The sequence below is a fragment of the Streptosporangium sp. OZ121 genome (genome assembly GCF_051918885.1).
GTDB lineage: Bacteria > Actinomycetota > Actinomycetes > Streptosporangiales > Streptosporangiaceae > Streptosporangium.
The window spans coordinates 405,032-421,861 of record NZ_JBPXMC010000003.1; the positions used below are offsets into that span (position 1 = coordinate 405,032).

The 16,830-nt window shown below is 70.5% G+C and carries 11 protein-coding genes; 7 read left to right on the plus strand and 4 right to left on the minus strand.

Translation table 11 applies throughout. The annotated features are described in order from the left end of the window. Window positions 1-64: 64 nt before the first annotated feature. From cobA to ACTOQ1_RS09535, 7 genes are all read left to right on the plus strand, one after another. Window positions 65-1,297, plus strand: coding sequence for a uroporphyrinogen-III C-methyltransferase (cobA, locus tag ACTOQ1_RS09505; protein WP_440065893.1), 1,233 nt, complete (start codon window positions 65-67; stop codon window positions 1,295-1,297). Window positions 1,298-2,292: 995 nt separating this feature from the next. Further along, the gene (locus ACTOQ1_RS09510; protein WP_440065894.1) at window positions 2,293-5,205 is read left to right on the plus strand and encodes a GTPase; all 2,913 of its coding nucleotides are present in this window, start codon (window positions 2,293-2,295) and stop codon (window positions 5,203-5,205) included. Further along, a complete protein-coding gene (locus ACTOQ1_RS09515; RefSeq protein WP_440065895.1) occupies window positions 5,202-6,842 on the plus strand; it encodes a GTP-binding protein in 1,641 nt (546 codons plus the stop codon). The genes ACTOQ1_RS09510 and ACTOQ1_RS09515 overlap by 4 nt, the downstream gene beginning before the upstream one ends. A gap of 325 nt (window positions 6,843-7,167) precedes the next feature. Then, the gene (locus ACTOQ1_RS09520; protein WP_440065896.1) at window positions 7,168-8,100 is read left to right on the plus strand and encodes a single-stranded DNA-binding protein; all 933 of its coding nucleotides are present in this window, start codon (window positions 7,168-7,170) and stop codon (window positions 8,098-8,100) included. Between the two features lie 536 nt (window positions 8,101-8,636). Continuing rightward, window positions 8,637-9,935: a GGDEF domain-containing protein gene (locus ACTOQ1_RS09525; protein WP_440065897.1), complete on the plus strand. Its 1,299-nt coding sequence runs from the start codon at window positions 8,637-8,639 to the stop codon at window positions 9,933-9,935. Window positions 9,936-9,995: 60 nt separating this feature from the next. Beyond that, window positions 9,996-11,660 carry an energy-dependent translational throttle protein EttA gene (ettA, locus tag ACTOQ1_RS09530; RefSeq protein ID WP_362837122.1) on the plus strand — a complete coding sequence of 555 codons (1,665 nt, stop codon included), beginning with the start codon at window positions 9,996-9,998 and terminating at the stop codon, window positions 11,658-11,660. Between the two features lie 176 nt (window positions 11,661-11,836). Then, window positions 11,837-12,277: an acyl-CoA thioesterase gene (locus ACTOQ1_RS09535; RefSeq protein WP_440065898.1), complete on the plus strand. Its 441-nt coding sequence runs from the start codon at window positions 11,837-11,839 to the stop codon at window positions 12,275-12,277. 289 nt (window positions 12,278-12,566) lie between these two features. Here the strand turns inward: ACTOQ1_RS09535 and ACTOQ1_RS09540 are convergent, their stop codons facing one another. The 4 genes from ACTOQ1_RS09540 to ACTOQ1_RS09555 all read right to left on the minus strand — a co-directional run bounded on the left by ACTOQ1_RS09540 (window position 12,567) and on the right by ACTOQ1_RS09555 (window position 16,499). Continuing rightward, the gene (locus ACTOQ1_RS09540) at window positions 12,567-14,108 is read right to left on the minus strand and encodes a glycoside hydrolase family 13 protein (RefSeq protein ID WP_440065899.1); all 1,542 of its coding nucleotides are present in this window, start codon (window positions 14,106-14,108) and stop codon (window positions 12,567-12,569) included. 182 nt (window positions 14,109-14,290) lie between these two features. Then, the gene (locus ACTOQ1_RS09545; protein ID WP_440065900.1) at window positions 14,291-14,689 is read right to left on the minus strand and encodes a globin; all 399 of its coding nucleotides are present in this window, start codon (window positions 14,687-14,689) and stop codon (window positions 14,291-14,293) included. A 19-nt stretch (window positions 14,690-14,708) separates the two neighbouring features. Continuing rightward, window positions 14,709-15,734: a mechanosensitive ion channel family protein gene (locus ACTOQ1_RS09550; RefSeq protein WP_440065901.1), complete on the minus strand. Its 1,026-nt coding sequence runs from the start codon at window positions 15,732-15,734 to the stop codon at window positions 14,709-14,711. A gap of 480 nt (window positions 15,735-16,214) precedes the next feature. After that, a complete protein-coding gene (locus ACTOQ1_RS09555) occupies window positions 16,215-16,499 on the minus strand; it encodes a hypothetical protein (protein ID WP_326643182.1) in 285 nt (94 codons plus the stop codon). Window positions 16,500-16,830: the final 331 nt, after the last annotated feature.

Sequence of the window (16,830 nt, forward strand, 5' to 3'; positions counted from 1 at the left end):
CCGGTAGGTTTACCTCCTAGCACGCCATGCTTCACAATTCCTCGCGAACGGGAGATCTGTCGCCATGTCGCCCTACCTGCTTGGCTTGCGCCTCTCCGGGCGGCGAGTGCTCGTCGTGGGTGGAGGACGCGTCGCCCAGCGGCGGGTGCCGGCGCTGCTCGACGCGGGCGCCCTGGTCACCATCGTCTCGACGAGCGTCACGCACGCCCTCGACGACCTCATCGCGACAGGCCGGGTGACCTGGGAGACCAGGCGCTACCAGGTCGGCGACGTCGACGGGGCCTGGCTGGTGCAGGCCTGCACGAACGACCGCGCGGTGAACGCCGCGGTGGCCGCTGAGGCCGAGGCCAAGCGGATCTGGTGCGTACGCGCCGACGACAAGGACGCCTCGGCGGCCTGGACCCCGGCCAGCGGCAAGGTGGACGAGATCAGCGTTGCGATCACCGCGGGAGGCGATCCCCGCCGCGCCGCCGGGATCAGGGACGCCGTCGTCGGAGCCCTCCGGGACGGTACGGTCGACGCCAGGCGCAACCGCAGCAAGCCGGTGGGTGTCGCCCTGGTCGGCGGCGGGCCCGGCGACCCCGGCCTGATCACGGTCCGCGGGCGGCAACTGCTGGCCCAGGCCGACGTGGTCATCGCCGACCGCCTCGCCCCGCAGGCCCTGCTCGACGAGCTCTCCCCGGACGTCGAGCTGATCGACGCCGCGAAGATCCCCTACGGCCGCTACATGGCCCAGGAGAGGATCAACGAGCTGCTGGTCGAGCACGCCAGGCAGGGCAAGTTCGTGGTCCGGCTCAAGGGGGGCGACCCGTTCGTCTTCGGCCGCGGCGGCGAGGAGATGCTCGCCTGCGCCCGCGAGGGCATCCCGGTCATCGTGGTTCCCGGCATCACCAGCCCGGTCGCGGTGCCCGCCGCCGTCAACGTGCCCGTGACGCATCGCGGGGTGAGCCAGGAATTCCACGTGATCTCCGTACATGTTCCGCCGGGCGACGAGAGATCCACCGTCGACTGGCCCAATTTGGCCAGATCCGGCGGCACGCTGGTGCTTATGATGGCGGTCGAACGGATCGGAGTGATCGCCGAAACGCTGATCCATGACGGACGTTCGCCGGAAACTCCCGTAATGGTGGTACAGGACGGTACTCTTCCGACCCAACGCGCTCTTTACGCCACGCTATCCACCGTGGCGGAGCGCGTGAGCGCGGCTGGGATCCGGCCACCTGCGATCGTGATCGTCGGCGATGTCGTGAAGGTCGGCCAGGAGGTCGAGATGGTTCGAGCGGAGCGAGTACCGTGAAATCGGCGTCCAACAGGCCCCCCCACTCGGGTGGTGGCCGTGACCCTCGCCTTGCCGGCACCCCCCAGGAGCCACCCGACGACACCTCGTCGGATGACAAGGAATCCCCCGGCGAGCAGACGGTGACCTTCGGCGCCATCCGCGCCGACGACGACGCGGCCTCCATCCGCGCACGCGGACAGTCCCCCGGGACCCAGCCCGGGACGGCCGCTCCCGGAGCGGCCGGCGGTCCCGCCGCGCCTTGGGGCCGGGCTGCGGGGCCCGCGGCCCCGGGTGGCATGACCGGTCCCGCCACGCCCGCGGGCAGAACGGCGGGCCCCGCCGGGCCAGGCCGGCCAGGTGGTTCCGCCGGTTCCGCGCCCCAGACCGGGGCGAGCGATCCTGCCTCCCCGCCCGCCTCCGAGGAGGCGATGGCGGCCTTCCGTGCCGCCGCCGCCGCTGCCCAGGCCAAGATCGAAGCCATCACCACCTCTCGTGAAGCGGCTCCCAACCCCACCTCCCCGCGCGTCCAGGGCGGTCGTCCGGCGGGCCCCTCACGGGGCGGCCCCGCCGCGGCTCCACCCGGCGCGGCACCCGGCAGGGGCACACCCGCCTCGCCGAGCGCCTCGCGCGGAGGTGCGCCCGCCTCGCCCGGTGCGGCCCCCGGTCAGGGCGCTCCCACCTCCCCGGGTGCCCGCGGGGGCGCGCCCGCCTCGCCGAGCGCCTCGCGCGGGGGTGCCCCCGTCCCGCCGAACGCCTCCCGTGGAGGTGCGCCCGCCTCGCCCGGTGCCGTCTCCGGTCCCGGCGCCCCTGCCTCTCACGGTGTCCCGGCCTCGCCGGGTGTTCCTCGAGGAGGTGCCCCCACGGCTCCTCCGGGCGTTTCCCGAGGGCAGGGTGCTCCCGCGGGGGCTCCTCCGGGCGCCTCACGTGAGGACGCCGCCCCCGGCGCCCCCGGTGCTCTTTTCCGCCCGGGCGCCCCTGTCCCGCCGAGCGTTCCTCGCACCGGCGGCCCCGCCATGCCCTCCTCCAGTGCTCCCGGCGCTCCTGTCAGGCCTTCCTCCGGTGCCTCCGGTGCTCTTGCCTCCCCGGCCGCCATCCCCGGTGCGGCCTTCCGCCCGGGGACTCCTGCCTCTTCGAACGCTCCCCAAGACGGTGACACCGCCGGGGCCGCGCCCGGTGCTCTTTTCCGCCCGGGCGCCCCTGTTCCGCCGAGTGTCCCTCGTACCGGCGGCCCCGCCGTCCCCCCGCCCGGCGCCGCCGGAAGCGACACCCCGAGCCCCGCCCCTCGGGAGGCACCGAGCCCCGCCCCTCGGGAGGCACCGAGTCCCGCCTCCAGAGAAGGCGCCGACGCCTCCCGTACGGCCGACGAGGGTTCCTCCCCCCGGTTCGAGAGCGGCGTTCCCGGTGGCGAGGACGAGCGGTCCCACGCCGAAGGCGCCCCGCCCCTTCGCGCGAGCAGGGCCGGGGAGGAGCGGGATGAGATCGTCATCCTCGGCACGACCCCGCAGGAGCGACGCGACGAGTCCGAGGACGGCGCGGAGAGCGGCGGCGGCACGCCGGGCACCGGCCAGGTCGAGGGCGAGGCCGGGCAGCGGCCCCTGACCACCGGAGAGGGCGGCAGGACCGGCGACGCCTCGCGGGCCGACGACGCTCCCCGGTCCGGTTCCGAGGGCGCCGGCGGCGCCCGGAGCGACAGCGGTGGCGTTCTCGCGTCCCAGGACGAGGACGGGACCGCTGAGATCGATGACGACGGCAGGACCCGCCGCGGTGCCGAGACCGTTGAGGCCGAGATCGTTGACGTCGAGGCCGGTGACGCCGAGGCAGGTGACATGGCCTCGCAGGCCGGTGACAACGCCTCGCGGAGCGGCCAGACCGGCGCCGAGGCCGGGCACGACGCCGATCCCGCCGGTATCGACGACGAGGCCGAGAGCGGCGGTGAGGTCCGCCGCGATGCCGGTACCGACGGCACCGGTGCCACCGGCCGCCAGACCGCGAGTGAGGTCGAGCCCGCCGACTCCTCCGAGCGCGCTGACGAGGCGCGGGGCGAGAACGAGAGCGACGACGAGGACGACGACGAGGACGACGACACGGCCGGTGGCGAGGTCCGGGACGAGACCGGAACCGCCGACGGCGGCACGGAGGCCGAGAACGAGAGGGTCCGCGGCGAGGACGACGAGACCCAGGACGAGGACGACGAGGTCCCGGACGGGAAGGACGCGGGGTCGCCGGGCGGCCGGACGCGGGAGACCCCCCTCCCCGAGGCCGTCTCCGAGGCGCTGAGCAGCGCGCTCACCGCCGTACGCACCGGTGTCACCGACCTCAGCTTCGGCCTGGACCTCCCCGGCGCGGACGAGGCCAGGCGGGTCCAGAGCGAGATCCTGGCCCAGCTCGACGACTACGTGATCCCTCGCGTCCACACGAGCACGGCGCCCGCCCTCGTCGTGGTCGCGGGCTCCACCGGCGCGGGCAAGTCCACGCTCCTCAACACCCTGGCCAACGCCAAGGTCAGCGCGACCGGCGTGCGCCGCCCGACGACCGGCACGCCCGTTCTGGCCTGCCACCCCGACGACCACGAGTGGTTCGCCGAGGGTGACCTGCTCGGCAGCCTCCGGCGGCTCAGCGAGCCCGATCCCGAGGGTGCCTCCGGAGGCCTCGTGCTCGTCTCCACCGAGCGCCTTCCCCCCGGCGTGGCACTGCTCGACACGCCGGACATCGACTCGGTCGTCGAGGAGCACCACGAGATCGCCCACCGCATGCTCGACGCGGCCGACCTGTGGATCTTCGTCACCACCGCCGCCCGGTACGCCGACGCTCCGGCCTGGCGACTGCTCCGCCTGGCCAAGGAGCGCGGAGCCCGCCTGGCCATCGTGCTCTCCCGGGTTCCGCCCAGGTCCCAAGAAGTGATCAGCAAGCACTTCGTCAGGATGCTCACCGAGTACGGCCTCGGCGAGGTCGACCGGTTCGTCATCAACGAGAGCAAGGTCACCGACGGGATGCTTCCCGATCACGAGGTGAGCGAGCTGCGTCTCTGGTTGACCGAGCTGTCGGTCGACGACCGGCGCCGCGCGCAGGCCGTACGGGCGACCCTGGACGGAGTGCTGAACAGCTTCCGCACCCGTGTCCCCGCGCTGGCCAAGCAACTGGAGATCCAGGTCGCCTTCCGCAGGGACCTTCGCGGTGACGTGGACGGCGCCTACGCCCGCGCGCTGGCCGAGATCGACAAGAGCACCGGCGACGGTTCGCTGCTCCGGGGCGAGGTGCTCGCCCGCTGGCAGGACTTCGCCGGGTCCGGCGACCTCATGCGCACCCTCCACCTGCGCAGGCCGAGCCGTTTCGGCGGCAAGGCGGGCCAGCAGGCGCCCGAGCGGCTCAGCGCCCTGAAGTCCGCGCTGCGGGCGGGGCTGGAGTCGGTGGTCGTCTCGGCGGCGCACCGGGCCGCGGAGGAGGCCGCCTCGCGCTGGCTGAACCGTCCGGGCGCGCAGGAGGCCCTGGCGTCGGCACCCGGCCTCGGCCGCGCGTCCGACGAGCTCCTGCGCAGGACCGGCCGGACCATAGCGGCCTGGCAGGAGCACATCATCGAGCTGATACGCACCGAGGGGGTGACCAAGCGGTCGGTGGCCAGGGTGATCTCGTTCGACGTCGAGTCCCTGTCGCTGATCCTGACCATCGGGCTGTTCGGTTACGGCTCCTCGGACGCGCAGAACGGCACCGGGGCGCTGCCGCAACGGCTGGTGCACGCGCTGCTCGGCGCGGAGTCGCTGCGCAACATCGGCGTGAAGGCCCGGAGCGATCTCCGGGCCCGGATCGGCATGCTCTTCGACGACGAGATGGCGCGTTACACCCAGGCTCTCGACGGTGCGGGCATACCTGACGAATCCGCCGCCACCCGCCTTTACCAGGCAACGTACAACCTTGAGGTCGCCCGATGAGTGTTGGCACCACCCAGTCACGCCAGGGTCTCGGCAGCAGGCTCGCCGCGCTGGCTCGGATCGTGGAGCTGGGGCCGGGCAAGGTCGAGCCCAAGCTCCTCGCCGACTCGGGTCAGCTGCTGCTTCGCGCCGGTGACAGGCTCAAGCTCTCCTCCGACCACACCGTGGTCGCGCTCGCGGGGGGTACGGGCAGCGGCAAGTCGACACTGTTCAACTCGATCTCCGGCCTGGAGCTGTCGCCGACAGGGGTACGCCGCCCGACCACGGCCCGTACGCACGCCTGCGTCTGGGGTCTGGACGGCGCCGGCCCGCTGCTCGACTGGTTGCAGATCCAGTGGCGGCACCGCTTCGCGCGGGCCAGCGCCCTGGACCGGGGCGAGAGCCAGCTCCACGGGCTGATCCTGCTCGACCTGCCCGACCACGACTCCATCCGGGCGCTGACCGACACCGAGGCCGACCGGCTGATCCAGGTCGCCGACCTCGTCGTGTGGGTGCTCGACCCGCAGAAGTACGCCGACGCCTCCACGCACCGGCGCTACGTGACCGATCTGGCCGGGCACGAGGCAGTGACGATCTTCGTGCTCAACCAGGCCGACCGGCTCGACCGGGAGGAACTGGCCGAGTGCGTGGCGGACCTGGACGGCCTGCTCCGCCGCGAGGGGGTCGAGGACCCCGTGATCGTCACCACCTCGGCGATCACGGGCCGGGGCGTCGACAACCTCAAGGGCGTCCTCGCCGAGACCGTTTCCAAGCGCAGGGCCGCGACCCAGCGGCTGGAGGCCGACCTCGGCCGGCTGACGCTCCGTCTCACGAAGATCATGCCCGTTGACGGCGCGTCCGCTCCGCCCTCCTCCATCGACGACGCCCGCAGGATCGGTCTCACCGACGCCCTCTGCGACGCGGTCGGCGTTCCCGCGGTCGGCGAGGCGATGGAGAACGTGTACGCCGCGAGGTCCGGCGAGTGGGTCGGCTGGCCCTACACCCGCTGGGCCGCCAAGCTCCGTCCCGACCCGCTGAACAGCCTGCGTCTGGGCGATCTGCGAGACGAGATCCACGGCCTGACCGGCGGTTCGGTGAGCGCGCAGCCCGCCGAGGTGGAGGCCGCCGTCCAGGCACTCACCGACGGCCTGAGCTCGGGGATGCACGAGGCGTGGCAGAACGGGATCAGGGACGCCGCGCGTTCCCGCTCCTCGCAGCTCCCGGAGGTGCTCTCCGAGGAGCTGTCGGAGGTCGCGCCGCGGCTGGACAGGGTTCCAGGCTGGTGGCGGTTGCTTCTGGTCTGGCAGTACTTCCTGGTCCTGCTCTTCGTCGCGGGCCTGGCCTGGGTCGGTACGGCTCTCACCTACGGAGTGTTCGGCGCAGGGAGCCCGCCGGAGGGGCTGGAGGTGTTCGGCGACGCCGCCTCGCTGCCATGGGTCGGATTGATGATCTTCTCCGTCCTGGGGCTCGGCCTGCTCACCGCGATGGCCAGCCGCAATTTCGTCGTGCTCGGCGCGGGCAACGAGCGTGACGCGCTGGAGCGCGAGATGCGCCGCAGGGTCGCCGGTGTCGCCGAGAGCATGGTGATCGAGCCGGTGGAGCGGGAGCTGACCCGCTATAACGAGTTCTATTCAGCCATGCGAGGTCTGCGCGGTTGATCCGCCTTCTTCTCCTCGCGCAGGGGTGAAGCCCCATACAGAGGTGAACACCGCGCAGGGGTGAAGCCCCGTACAGAGGTGAGCTCCGCGCAGGGGTGAAGCCCCGTACAGAGGTGAGCTCCGCGCAGGGGTGAAGTCCCGTACAGAGGTGAGCCTCGCGCTGGGGTGGGTCTCGTTCAGGGGTGGTTGAGGCCGGGTTGTCCACAGTTTTCGCACGCGTCCCGGGCTTGTCCACAGAGCGCGATTCGGTAATCCGTGCGGGGGGTGGGCCGGGCCATCGTGTCTTCATGCCGCCGGCACTCAGCCGGCTCTCATGGGAGGCACGATGAACGACATCTACGTCACGCTGACCGGTAACGTCGCGGCCCCGCCGCGCCAGCACACCTTCCCCGACGGCTCCCGGGTGACCTCACTCAAGATCGCCTCAACGAGCCGTTACTTCGATCGCGAGAACCAGCAGTGGCGCAATGGTGAGACGACCTACTTCGGCGTCCGCTGCTTTCGCGGGCTGGCCGACAACGTCGCGCAGTCGGTCCATCTGGGCCAGCCGGTCGTGGTCCAGGGACGCCTGCGGATCCGCGAGTTCGCCCACGAGGGGGAGCGCCGGTTCATGCCCGAGGTGGAGGCCAACTCGCTCGGTCACGACCTGCGCTGGGGGCTCGGGAGTTTCACCAAGCCGCAGCGCGGCGGGCCGGTCGCGGCTCTCGGCAGCGCGGAGCGGATCGAGCTCGACAGGGAGACCTCCGACTGGGCGATGAGCGGTGGTGCCCCCGTCGCGGCCGGGGCCGTCGGTGCCCTGTCCCTGCTGAAGACCGGCTTCGACGACCCGAAGACCGGCCTCGACGGCCAGACGTCCACGCCGCGCGAGACGGAGATCACGCCGGGCGGCGAAGCGACCGGAGACGGTGCGATGCCCGGGGACATCACCCATCTCGGGGGCATCACCCATCCCGGAGACGTCATCGAACTCCGAGACGCCGTCGACCTCCGGGAGAGTGTCGATCCCGGAGAGGGCGCCGGGGTTACGCAACGCGGGGCGGATCACGAGCCCGCCGGGAAGGAGCCGGTGGAGGGAGAGACCGTGGCGAGGCGGGGGAGGACGGGGAAGAGCACGTCGACGAGGCGGCAGGACGCGGCGGGCAGGAGAAGCTCGGACACGGGGGAGGAGATGGCCGGGGGCGTGCCGGGTGCGATGAGGATCCGCCCGGATGCGAGCGATGAGACGCCCTGGCCGACGCGGGAGAGCGTGGCGGCCTGAGCCGCTCTCCGCTGGGAGGTCCGGCTACTGGGAGGTCCGGCTACTGGGAGGCCCGGGCCGCGGGCCTCCCAGTGGACCGGTGTTCGAGCCTGGAGCGCCGGTGTGGAAAGCGTTCGAGGTGAAGAGGCGAGGAATAGGAGAGAGGGGAGAGACGGGGGTGAGGGTTGGGGGATGAGGGTTTTGCCTGGGAAGAGCGTCTGACGAAGCAGGGGCCTCGCGGAGAGGGGGCCTGATGCGGGCGGAGTGAGGGGGCATCGGCCGGACGCGGTCGGTGTCTCGCCGCGACAGCGCGGTGACGCCGAGATAACCGGCCGATGGTCTTGCCCGTGTCAGATGCCGAGACACCTGTTAGGTCCAGGTCACGCCCCGCAGCATGGCTTGCTCCTTTCCCACACGGCCCGCTCGCGAGCGAGCGGTTTCCAAGTCGTGGGTCAACCGGTGGGCTGACTCACTCTGCCAAAGGTAGCGGTTACCATCGCGCGTCGCACACTCCGCAACTATTGTGTTACACATCGTTAGTCGGAGAGGGGGACGACATGGCGGCTCCCAGTCACACCTCGGTCAAACCGCGCGACGGCATGACACCCTTGGTCGATCGGTGGCCCCTGCTGGGGCAGCGTCGCCCGCTGGTCGGCTACCTCTGCGGGTTGGTGGTGCTGGATCTCGCCGCGATCGTGTTTTTCTCGATATCCGGTGTTTTTCGCTGGTCCGATGTGCTGACCTTCGCCGCGCTGATGGCGTGCGGAGCCGTGTGCATCGAGGCGACCCGGAGACTCGGCATGCCCGCGGGCGTCTACCGTGATCTGCTTTCCGCCTGGTGGCTGCCCGCCGCGCTGCTCCTCCCACCCCTCTACGCGCTCCTGGCGCCCATCCCGCTCCAGTTCCTGTTGCAGAAGCGGGTGCGCGCGACGGTGGTCTACCGGCGGGTCGTCAGCTCCGCGGCGATCGGCCTGGCCGGGTGCGCGGCCTCCCTGCTCTTCCATGCCGCGGTCGGCGACCTGAACGCGCTGACCAGGGGTGAGGGAGGACCGATCCTGGTGGCCATCGGCTGCGCGGTCCTGTTCACGGTGATCAACACCGCGCTGATCGCCGTCGCCGCGCACACCGCCGACCCCGACAGCCGCTGGCGGGAGGTCCTGTGGAACCGGGAGAACCTGCTCCTCGATGTCGTCGAGCTCTGTCTCGGCGTCCTCGTCTCCATCACCTGCGGACTCAACCTGGCCCTGCTGGTCCTGGCACTGCCGCCGGTGGTGCTGCTGCAGCGCAGCCTGCTGCACGCCCAGCTCCAGGCGGCGGCCCGCACCGATCTCAAGACAGGCCTGCTGAACGCCGCGGCCTGGCAGCGGGAGGCCGACACCGAGATCGTCAGGGCGCGTCGCACGGGGGAGACGCTCGCGTTGCTGATCGTCGACATCGACCATTTCAAGAGGGTCAACGACACCTACGGCCACCTGATCGGCGATCAGGTGCTCGTGGGGGTGGCCGACACCATCCGCAGCCAGCTGCGCGACTACGACGTGGTGGGCCGGTTCGGCGGCGAGGAGTTCGTCGTCCTGCTGCCCAGGGCCGACGTGACCGAGGCCCGCAGGGTCGCCGAGCGGCTGCGTTCCCGGGTGGGAAGGATGGCGGTCCCCGCCGACGAGAACATGATCACCGTGACCATCTCGGTCGGTGTCGCGATCATGAGTGTGCACGGAGATGACCTGATCGAGCTGCTCGCCGCCGCCGACCTCGCTCTTTACCGTGCGAAGGAGCTCGGCCGCGACCAGATCTGCCTGCCCGCCACCGTCGTGCCCCCGGCCCGCCGGCCAGGATCCGACGCCACTCCGGGCTGAACTCCCGGGCCCTGTCCGAGGCCGCCCCTAGCTGAACTCCCCAGGCCCTAAACTAAAGGCATGCCGGAGTACATCTACACACTGCAGCGCGTGCGCAAGGCGCACGGCGACAAGGTCGTCCTTGACGACGTGACGCTGTCGTTCCTGCCGGGCGCCAAGATCGGTGTCCTGGGCCCCAACGGCACCGGAAAGTCGACGCTGCTGAAGATGATGGCGGGCCTGGAGCAGCCGTCCAACGGCGACGCCCGGCTCATGCCCGGCTTCACCGTCGGCATGCTTCAGCAGGAGCCCCCCCTCAACGAATCCAAGACCGTCCTCGGTAACGTCGAAGAGGGTGTCGCCGAGACCAAGGCGATGCTCGACCGCTTCAACGAGATCGCCGAGCTGATGGCCACCGACTACAGCGACGAGCTCCTCGACGAGATGGGCAAGCTCCAGGACGCCCTCGACCACCGCAACGGCTGGGATCTCGACAGCCAGCTGGAGCAGGCGATGGACGCCCTTCGCTGTCCTCCGCCGGACGCCGAGGTCACCCAGCTCTCCGGTGGCGAGCGCCGCCGGGTCGCCCTCTGCAAGCTGCTCCTGGAGCAGCCCGACCTGCTGCTGCTCGACGAGCCCACCAACCACCTCGACGCCGAGAGTGTCCAGTGGCTCGAGTCGCACCTGGAGAAATACCCGGGCACCGTTCTGGCCGTCACCCACGACCGCTACTTCCTGGACAACGTGGCCAACTGGATCCTGGAGCTCGACCGGGGCCGCTGCCACCCCTACGAGGGCAACTACTCCACCTACCTGGAGGCCAAGGCGGCGCGGCTCAAGCTCGAGGGCCAAAAAGACGCCAAGCGCAAGAAGCGCCTGGAAGAGGAGCTGGAGTGGGTCCGCTCCAACGCCAGGGCCCGCCAGACCAAGAGCCGGGCGCGTCTCCAGCGCTACGAGGAGATGGCCGCCGAGGCCGACAAGCACCGCAAGCTCGACTTCGAGGAGATCCAGATCCCGCCGGGCCCGCGCCTGGGGACCACGGTCATCCGGGCCGAGAAGCTCACCAAGGGCTTCGAGGAGCGGGTCCTGATGGAGAGCCTCTCCTTCGACCTCCCGCGTAACGGCATCGTCGGCATCATCGGCCCGAACGGTGTCGGAAAGACGACCCTGTTCCGGATGATCACCGGCAGCGAGACGCCCGACAGTGGCGAGATCGTCATCGGCGACACCGTCAAGATCTCCTACGCCGACCAGAGCCGGGGCGGGATCGACCCGTCCAAGAACGTCTGGGAGGTCGTCTCCGACGGGCTCGACTACATCAAGGTCGGCCAGGTCGAGATGCCGTCCCGCGCCTACATCGCCGCGTTCGGGTTCAAGGGCCCGGACCAGCAGAAGAAGGCGGGCATCCTGTCCGGCGGAGAGCGCAACCGGCTCAACCTGGCGCTCACCCTCAAGCAGGGCGGCAACGTGCTGCTGCTCGACGAGCCCACCAACGACCTCGACACCGAGACGCTCTCCAGCCTGGAGAACGCGTTGCTGGAGTTCCCCGGCTGCGCGGTCATCACCTCGCACGACCGGTGGTTCCTCGACCGCATCGCCACCCACATCCTCGCCTGGGAGGAGGGCTCGAACTGGTTCTGGTTCGAGGGCAACTACGCCGACTACGAGAAGAACAAGATCGAGCGCCTGGGTGCCGACGCGGCCCGGCCGCACCGCGTCACCTACCGCAAGCTCACCCGCGACTGATCCCGGTCCCGGAGACCGCTCTGGTCTCCGGCCCGGGGCGCCACACCTGACCGGGGCCCGCCCGCGACGGGTGTGGCCCGGGCCCGGTGTGGTCCGGTCGTGACAGGCCGCGCTTCCGACGAGCCCCCGGTGCCCCGCCGTACGGCGGGCACCGGGGGCTCGCTACGGTTCTGGGTGTGTTCGGACAGAGAATCGCAGACGGCGTCGGCCGTGGTCATCGGCACGTGTTCCCCAGGTCCGTCAGGTTCGCCGACGTCGACTCGCTGGGACACGTGAACAACGTGCGGTTTCTCGATTATCTGGAGGACGCGCGGCTGGCGCTGTTCCATGTCGACCCCCACCGCGAGGGCAACGAGCCGTTCAAGGGGCTCGTGATCGCCCGGCACGAGGTCGACTATCTGCGTCCCCTCACCTTCCGCCCCGATCCGGTCAGGGTGGAGTCGTGGGTGACGGAGATCCGGCCGGTACGGTTCACCCTCGCGTACGAGATCCGCGACGATGAGGAGATCTTCGTCAAGGCCCGCTCGGTGCTCGTGGCCTACGACGTGGCGAGCGCCTCCCCCCGGCGGTTGAACCAGGATGAGCTCGCCTACCTGGACAGGTTCGCCGAGGCCTGAGGCCCGAGGCCTGAGGCCTGAGGCCTGAGGACGGGGGACGGGGGACGGGGGACAGGGAGCAGGACGGGGACAGGGGAAGCAGGGCGAGGGCCGGAGGTGTGCGCCATCCGCCTCTGGAGCGCCCGCCGTCCCTCCTCGCGGAGCGGCCCGCCACCCCACGGCACGTCCGCCTGCCCGCCCGTGGCGTGCTGGTCTGTCCGGTCACGGCACCTGCTCGCCCGTGGCGCGCTCGTCTGCCCGGTGCGCGGCCGTCCGCCCGTGACGGGTGGACGGCCGCGCACCGGGAGCCTCAGGCGTCGGGGGTGTACAGCCAGGCCGCGGTGTCCGGCAGGAGCAGGTGACCGTCCACCGGGGCGCTGCCGATCAGGACGCGGTCGTGCGGCGGCAGTTGTACCGGCTCGGAACCGCAGTTGATGACACAGATCAGGGGGCCTCGGCTGAAGATGAGGGCGTCCTCGGGGGAGTCCAGCCAGGTGATCTCGTCGGGCAGTTTGCCGCGCAGCTCGCGGCGGGCGCTCAGGGCCTCCTGGTAGAAGCTCAGCGTCGAGCCCGGATCGTTCGCCTGACGCTCGGCGGAGAGCACGACCCACTCGACCGGCTGGGGCAGCCAGGGCCGTGTCCCCTCGGGCGAGAAGCCGTAGGGCTCGGCCACGCCGGACCAGGGGAGGGGGACCCGGCAGCCGTCACGGCCGGGCAGCTCTCCCTTGGAGCGGGCGAAGATGGGATCCTGGCGGGCTTCCGGGGGAAGATCCTTCACCTCGGGGAGGCCTAGTTCCTCCCCCTGGTAGAGATATGCCGAACCCGGTAGGGCGAGCATGGCGAGCAGGGCCGCCCGAGCCCGGGAGAGGCCCGTCGTGGAGTTGGTCAGGCCGTTGCCGTACCGGGTCACGTGGCGGACCACGTCGTGGTTGGAGAGCACCCAGGTGGGAGCGGTCACGGCGGCCAGCGTGTCATCGATGATCTTCTTGAACGCGGGCCCTGACCAGGGCGCCTCCAGCCAGGCGAAGTTGAAGCTCTGGTGCAGCTCGTCGGGGCGGACGTACAGCGCGAGATCCTCGGCGGAGTCGGTCCAGACCTCGCCGATCGCCATCCGCTCGCCCTCGTAGGAGTCGAGCACCTTGCGCCAGTCGCGGTAGATCTCGTGAACCTCAGGCTGCCCCCAGATCGGCGACACGGCCTTGAACGCCTGTCCCTCCGGAGGGGTGTCCGGCAGCCCTTCGGCCTTGTACAGGCCCATCGCCACGTCGATCCTGAACCCGTCCACCCCCCGGTCGAGCCAGAACCGCAGCACGTCCAGGAACTCGGAGTGCACCTCGGGGTTGCGCCAGTTGAAGTCGGGCTGCTCCGGGGCGAAGAGGTGGAGATACCACTGCCCGTCGGGTGTCTTGCTCCAGGCCGGGCCGCTGAAGGTCGACTGCCAGTTGTTGGGCGGCAGGTCCCCGCCCTCGCGGAAGATGTAGCGGTCACGTCCCTCGCCCCGCAGCGCGGCCTGGAACCACTCGTGGGCGGAGGAGCTGTGGTTCGGAACGATGTCGACGATCACTCGCAACCCGAGCCGGTGCGCCTCGGAGACGAGCTCGTCGAAGTCGGCGAGAGTGCCGAAGAGCGGGTCGACGTCGCGGTAGTCGGCCACGTCGTAGCCGCCGTCGGCCATGGGAGAGCGGTAGAAGGGGGTCAGCCAGATCGCGTCCACGCCGAGTTCGGCGAGGTAGGGCAGGCGCTGCCTGATGCCGGGCAGATCGCCGACGCCGTCTCCGGAGGCGTCGGCGAAGCTGCGAACGTAGATCTCGTAGACGACGGCGTCACGCCACCAGGGGGTTTCCATGTGCATGGATTGCCCCCGCTCAGCGGTGTTTATGCGTCGCTGCCCTTGACCATGCGGTGTTTGTACGCGGGAGGTCTCTACCATGCGGTGGTCCGCGTGTCGAGGGTCCCGATCATGTGGTGGCTCACGCGCCGGGGACCCTGATCATGCGGTGGTCCGCGCGCGGGGAACCCCGACCGCGCGGTGATTCACGCGTCGGGAGCGTTGACCATGCTGTGCGCCGCGTACACGAGATAGTCCCAGAGACGCTTTTCCAGGTCGTCGGGGAGCTCCAGGGAGACCACCGCGTCGTGCATGCGCCGGAGCCATGCGTCGCGCTCGGCCGAGCGGATGACGAAGGGGTTGTGCCGCATCCGCAACCGAGGGTGGCCGCGCTGCGTGCTGTAGGTGTTGGGGCCGCCCCAGTATTGGATGAGGAACAGGCGGAGCCGTTCCTCGGCGCCTTCGAGGTCGTCCTCGGGGTACAGCGGCAGGAGGATCGGGTCGGCCGCCACTCCCTGGTAGAAGTGGTGCACCAGACGCCTGAAGGCCTCCTCGCCGCCGACGGCGTCGTAGAAGGACTGGGGTTCCTCGGGGGTAGCGGACACGGCTCCAGCCTAATTGACGTCAGGCGGCGATCGTGATGTCGGCCCGGTCGAGGGCGGACTTGATGCGAAGGCGCAGCTCGCGGGCGACCTCCGCCTGCCGGGAGGGGATGGTCTTGGCGCTGACCCGGAAGATGATGGCGGTGTCGGAGATCTGCTCGATGCCCCAGACCTGCGGCTCCTCGACGATGATCGAGTCGCGGAAGGCGGGCTCGTTCCACATCTCGTCGGCGACCTCCTTGAGCAGGTCGCGGACCACCGGGATCTCGGAGGCGTAGGCCACCGGCACGTCGACCGTGGCGCGCGACCAGCCCTGCGACTCGTTGCCGACCCGGGTGATCGTGCCGTTGCGGATGTACCAGACCCGGCCGTCGGCGTCGCGCAGGCGGGTGATGCGCAGGGTGACCGCCTCCACGGTGCCGATCGCGGCGCCCGCGTCGATCACGTCACCCACGCCGTACTGGTCCTCCAGGAGCATGAACATGCCGGCGATGAAGTCCTTGACGAGCTCCTGGGCGCCGAAGCCGATCGCCACGCCCAGGATGCCGACGCTGGTCAGCAGTGGGGCGATGGGGACGGAGAGGCGTTCGAGGACGGTCAGCACGGCGGTGCCCAGGATGATGATCGAGGCGATGTGCCTGAGCACCGAGCCGATGGTCTCCGCCCGCTGCCTGCGCCGCTCGGCCACGATCGCGTCGAGGCCCTCGGGGGTGATCGTCTCCCTGCCGCGCAGCCGCCCCGCCAGGGACGCGCGCTCGGTGGACGCCCTGCGCACCACCCGGCCGATCAGCCGGTGCGCCACGTTGCGCAGGATCAGCGCGATGACCACGACCAGCGTGATGGCGATCAGGCCCGCGATCACGGGGGCCACCCAGTCGACGGCCGCGGGCACGAGCATCTTCACGAAGTCGCAGACTACTCCCCCGCCGTCCCCGCATCCCCGTGTTAAGCCCGCGCTCGCGTCGAGAAGGTCCTCGACGACGACTCCCGGACCTGAGGTCGGGGTGACGCTGGGGGTGGGGGCAGGCGTGGGGGAAAGCAGGAACACGGAGTGGATCCCTCTCGGATCGGATCGACAGGCAGACCGGATGAGTCATGCGACCCACCCATATTGCCGATCGAACCGGCCTCCGTCACATCACGCCGGGGAAGACGGGGACATCCTGGTCTAGGGCCGCGGGGGCGGACCCGGATGCCCCGGTGACGGGTGGCCCGGACGGGACACGCACCCGGAAGCGTGTCCCGTACCGTTCCCGAAAGGGATCCCTCCGGTCACCGCCCGGACGAGAGACCGGACGGCAGCCTGTGCTTTACAGCAGTTCGTGGGCTTCGGCTCGCGAGAGCCTCCGCGTTCCGGCCGCGTTCTTCGAAGTTTCCGCAGGTGGGAGTTCGCGCGTGTCGGCCGGACGATTCGGAGCCGGCGGGGTGCCCAGCGTCCGAGGACGCTCCGCACCGGTCACCCCGCCGACTCCGTCGAGCCGCGGCAGGCGCGGCACAGCGGGCGGGAAGGCCCGTTGTGCCGCTCACCTCACTCTCCTACCGCGGCGAGTACGCGTGCGACCTTGGTCGCGGCACCGGCGGGATCTTCCACCGTGTGCATTCGTTCACCCCAGGACCACCAGTAATACCAATCCCGATGGCTGGGGGCGGCCTGCGCCCGGCAGGTGACGTTCTCCGCCAGGCTGGTCGCCTTCGGATTGATCACACGCACGAACGCCCGGCCCGAGTGGGTCCGCACCACGCGGGCGTGCAGCCCGCGGCAGTCAAGCTCCGTCACCAGCCGCTCAAGGTGCCGGAAATCGTCTTCACCCACCTCGTCCCTCCTCGTGGTCTCGGCTTGCCGGCACCGAATCGTGTTCGTTCGATCACGCTTACGGTGCTGCTCGCCAAAGATGACTCACGGTGGCCCTACGGGTCAATTCGGGGAAAACCCAGTTCAGGGTGGGCGATGTGCCAAGTAGGTTGAAAGAAACAGTCCCTCGGGGGACGATTCTTAGCCAGTAGCTTTATTGGTGTGTTCCTGATGAGTCAAACGTGGTCCATCATTCTCGGTAGGCGCAGTGCGACGGAAAGATCACACTGAGTCAAGGGAGAGAGGACCGGTCGGGACCAGTGTGCCAGCCAGCCCAGCTGGCCACGAGAGA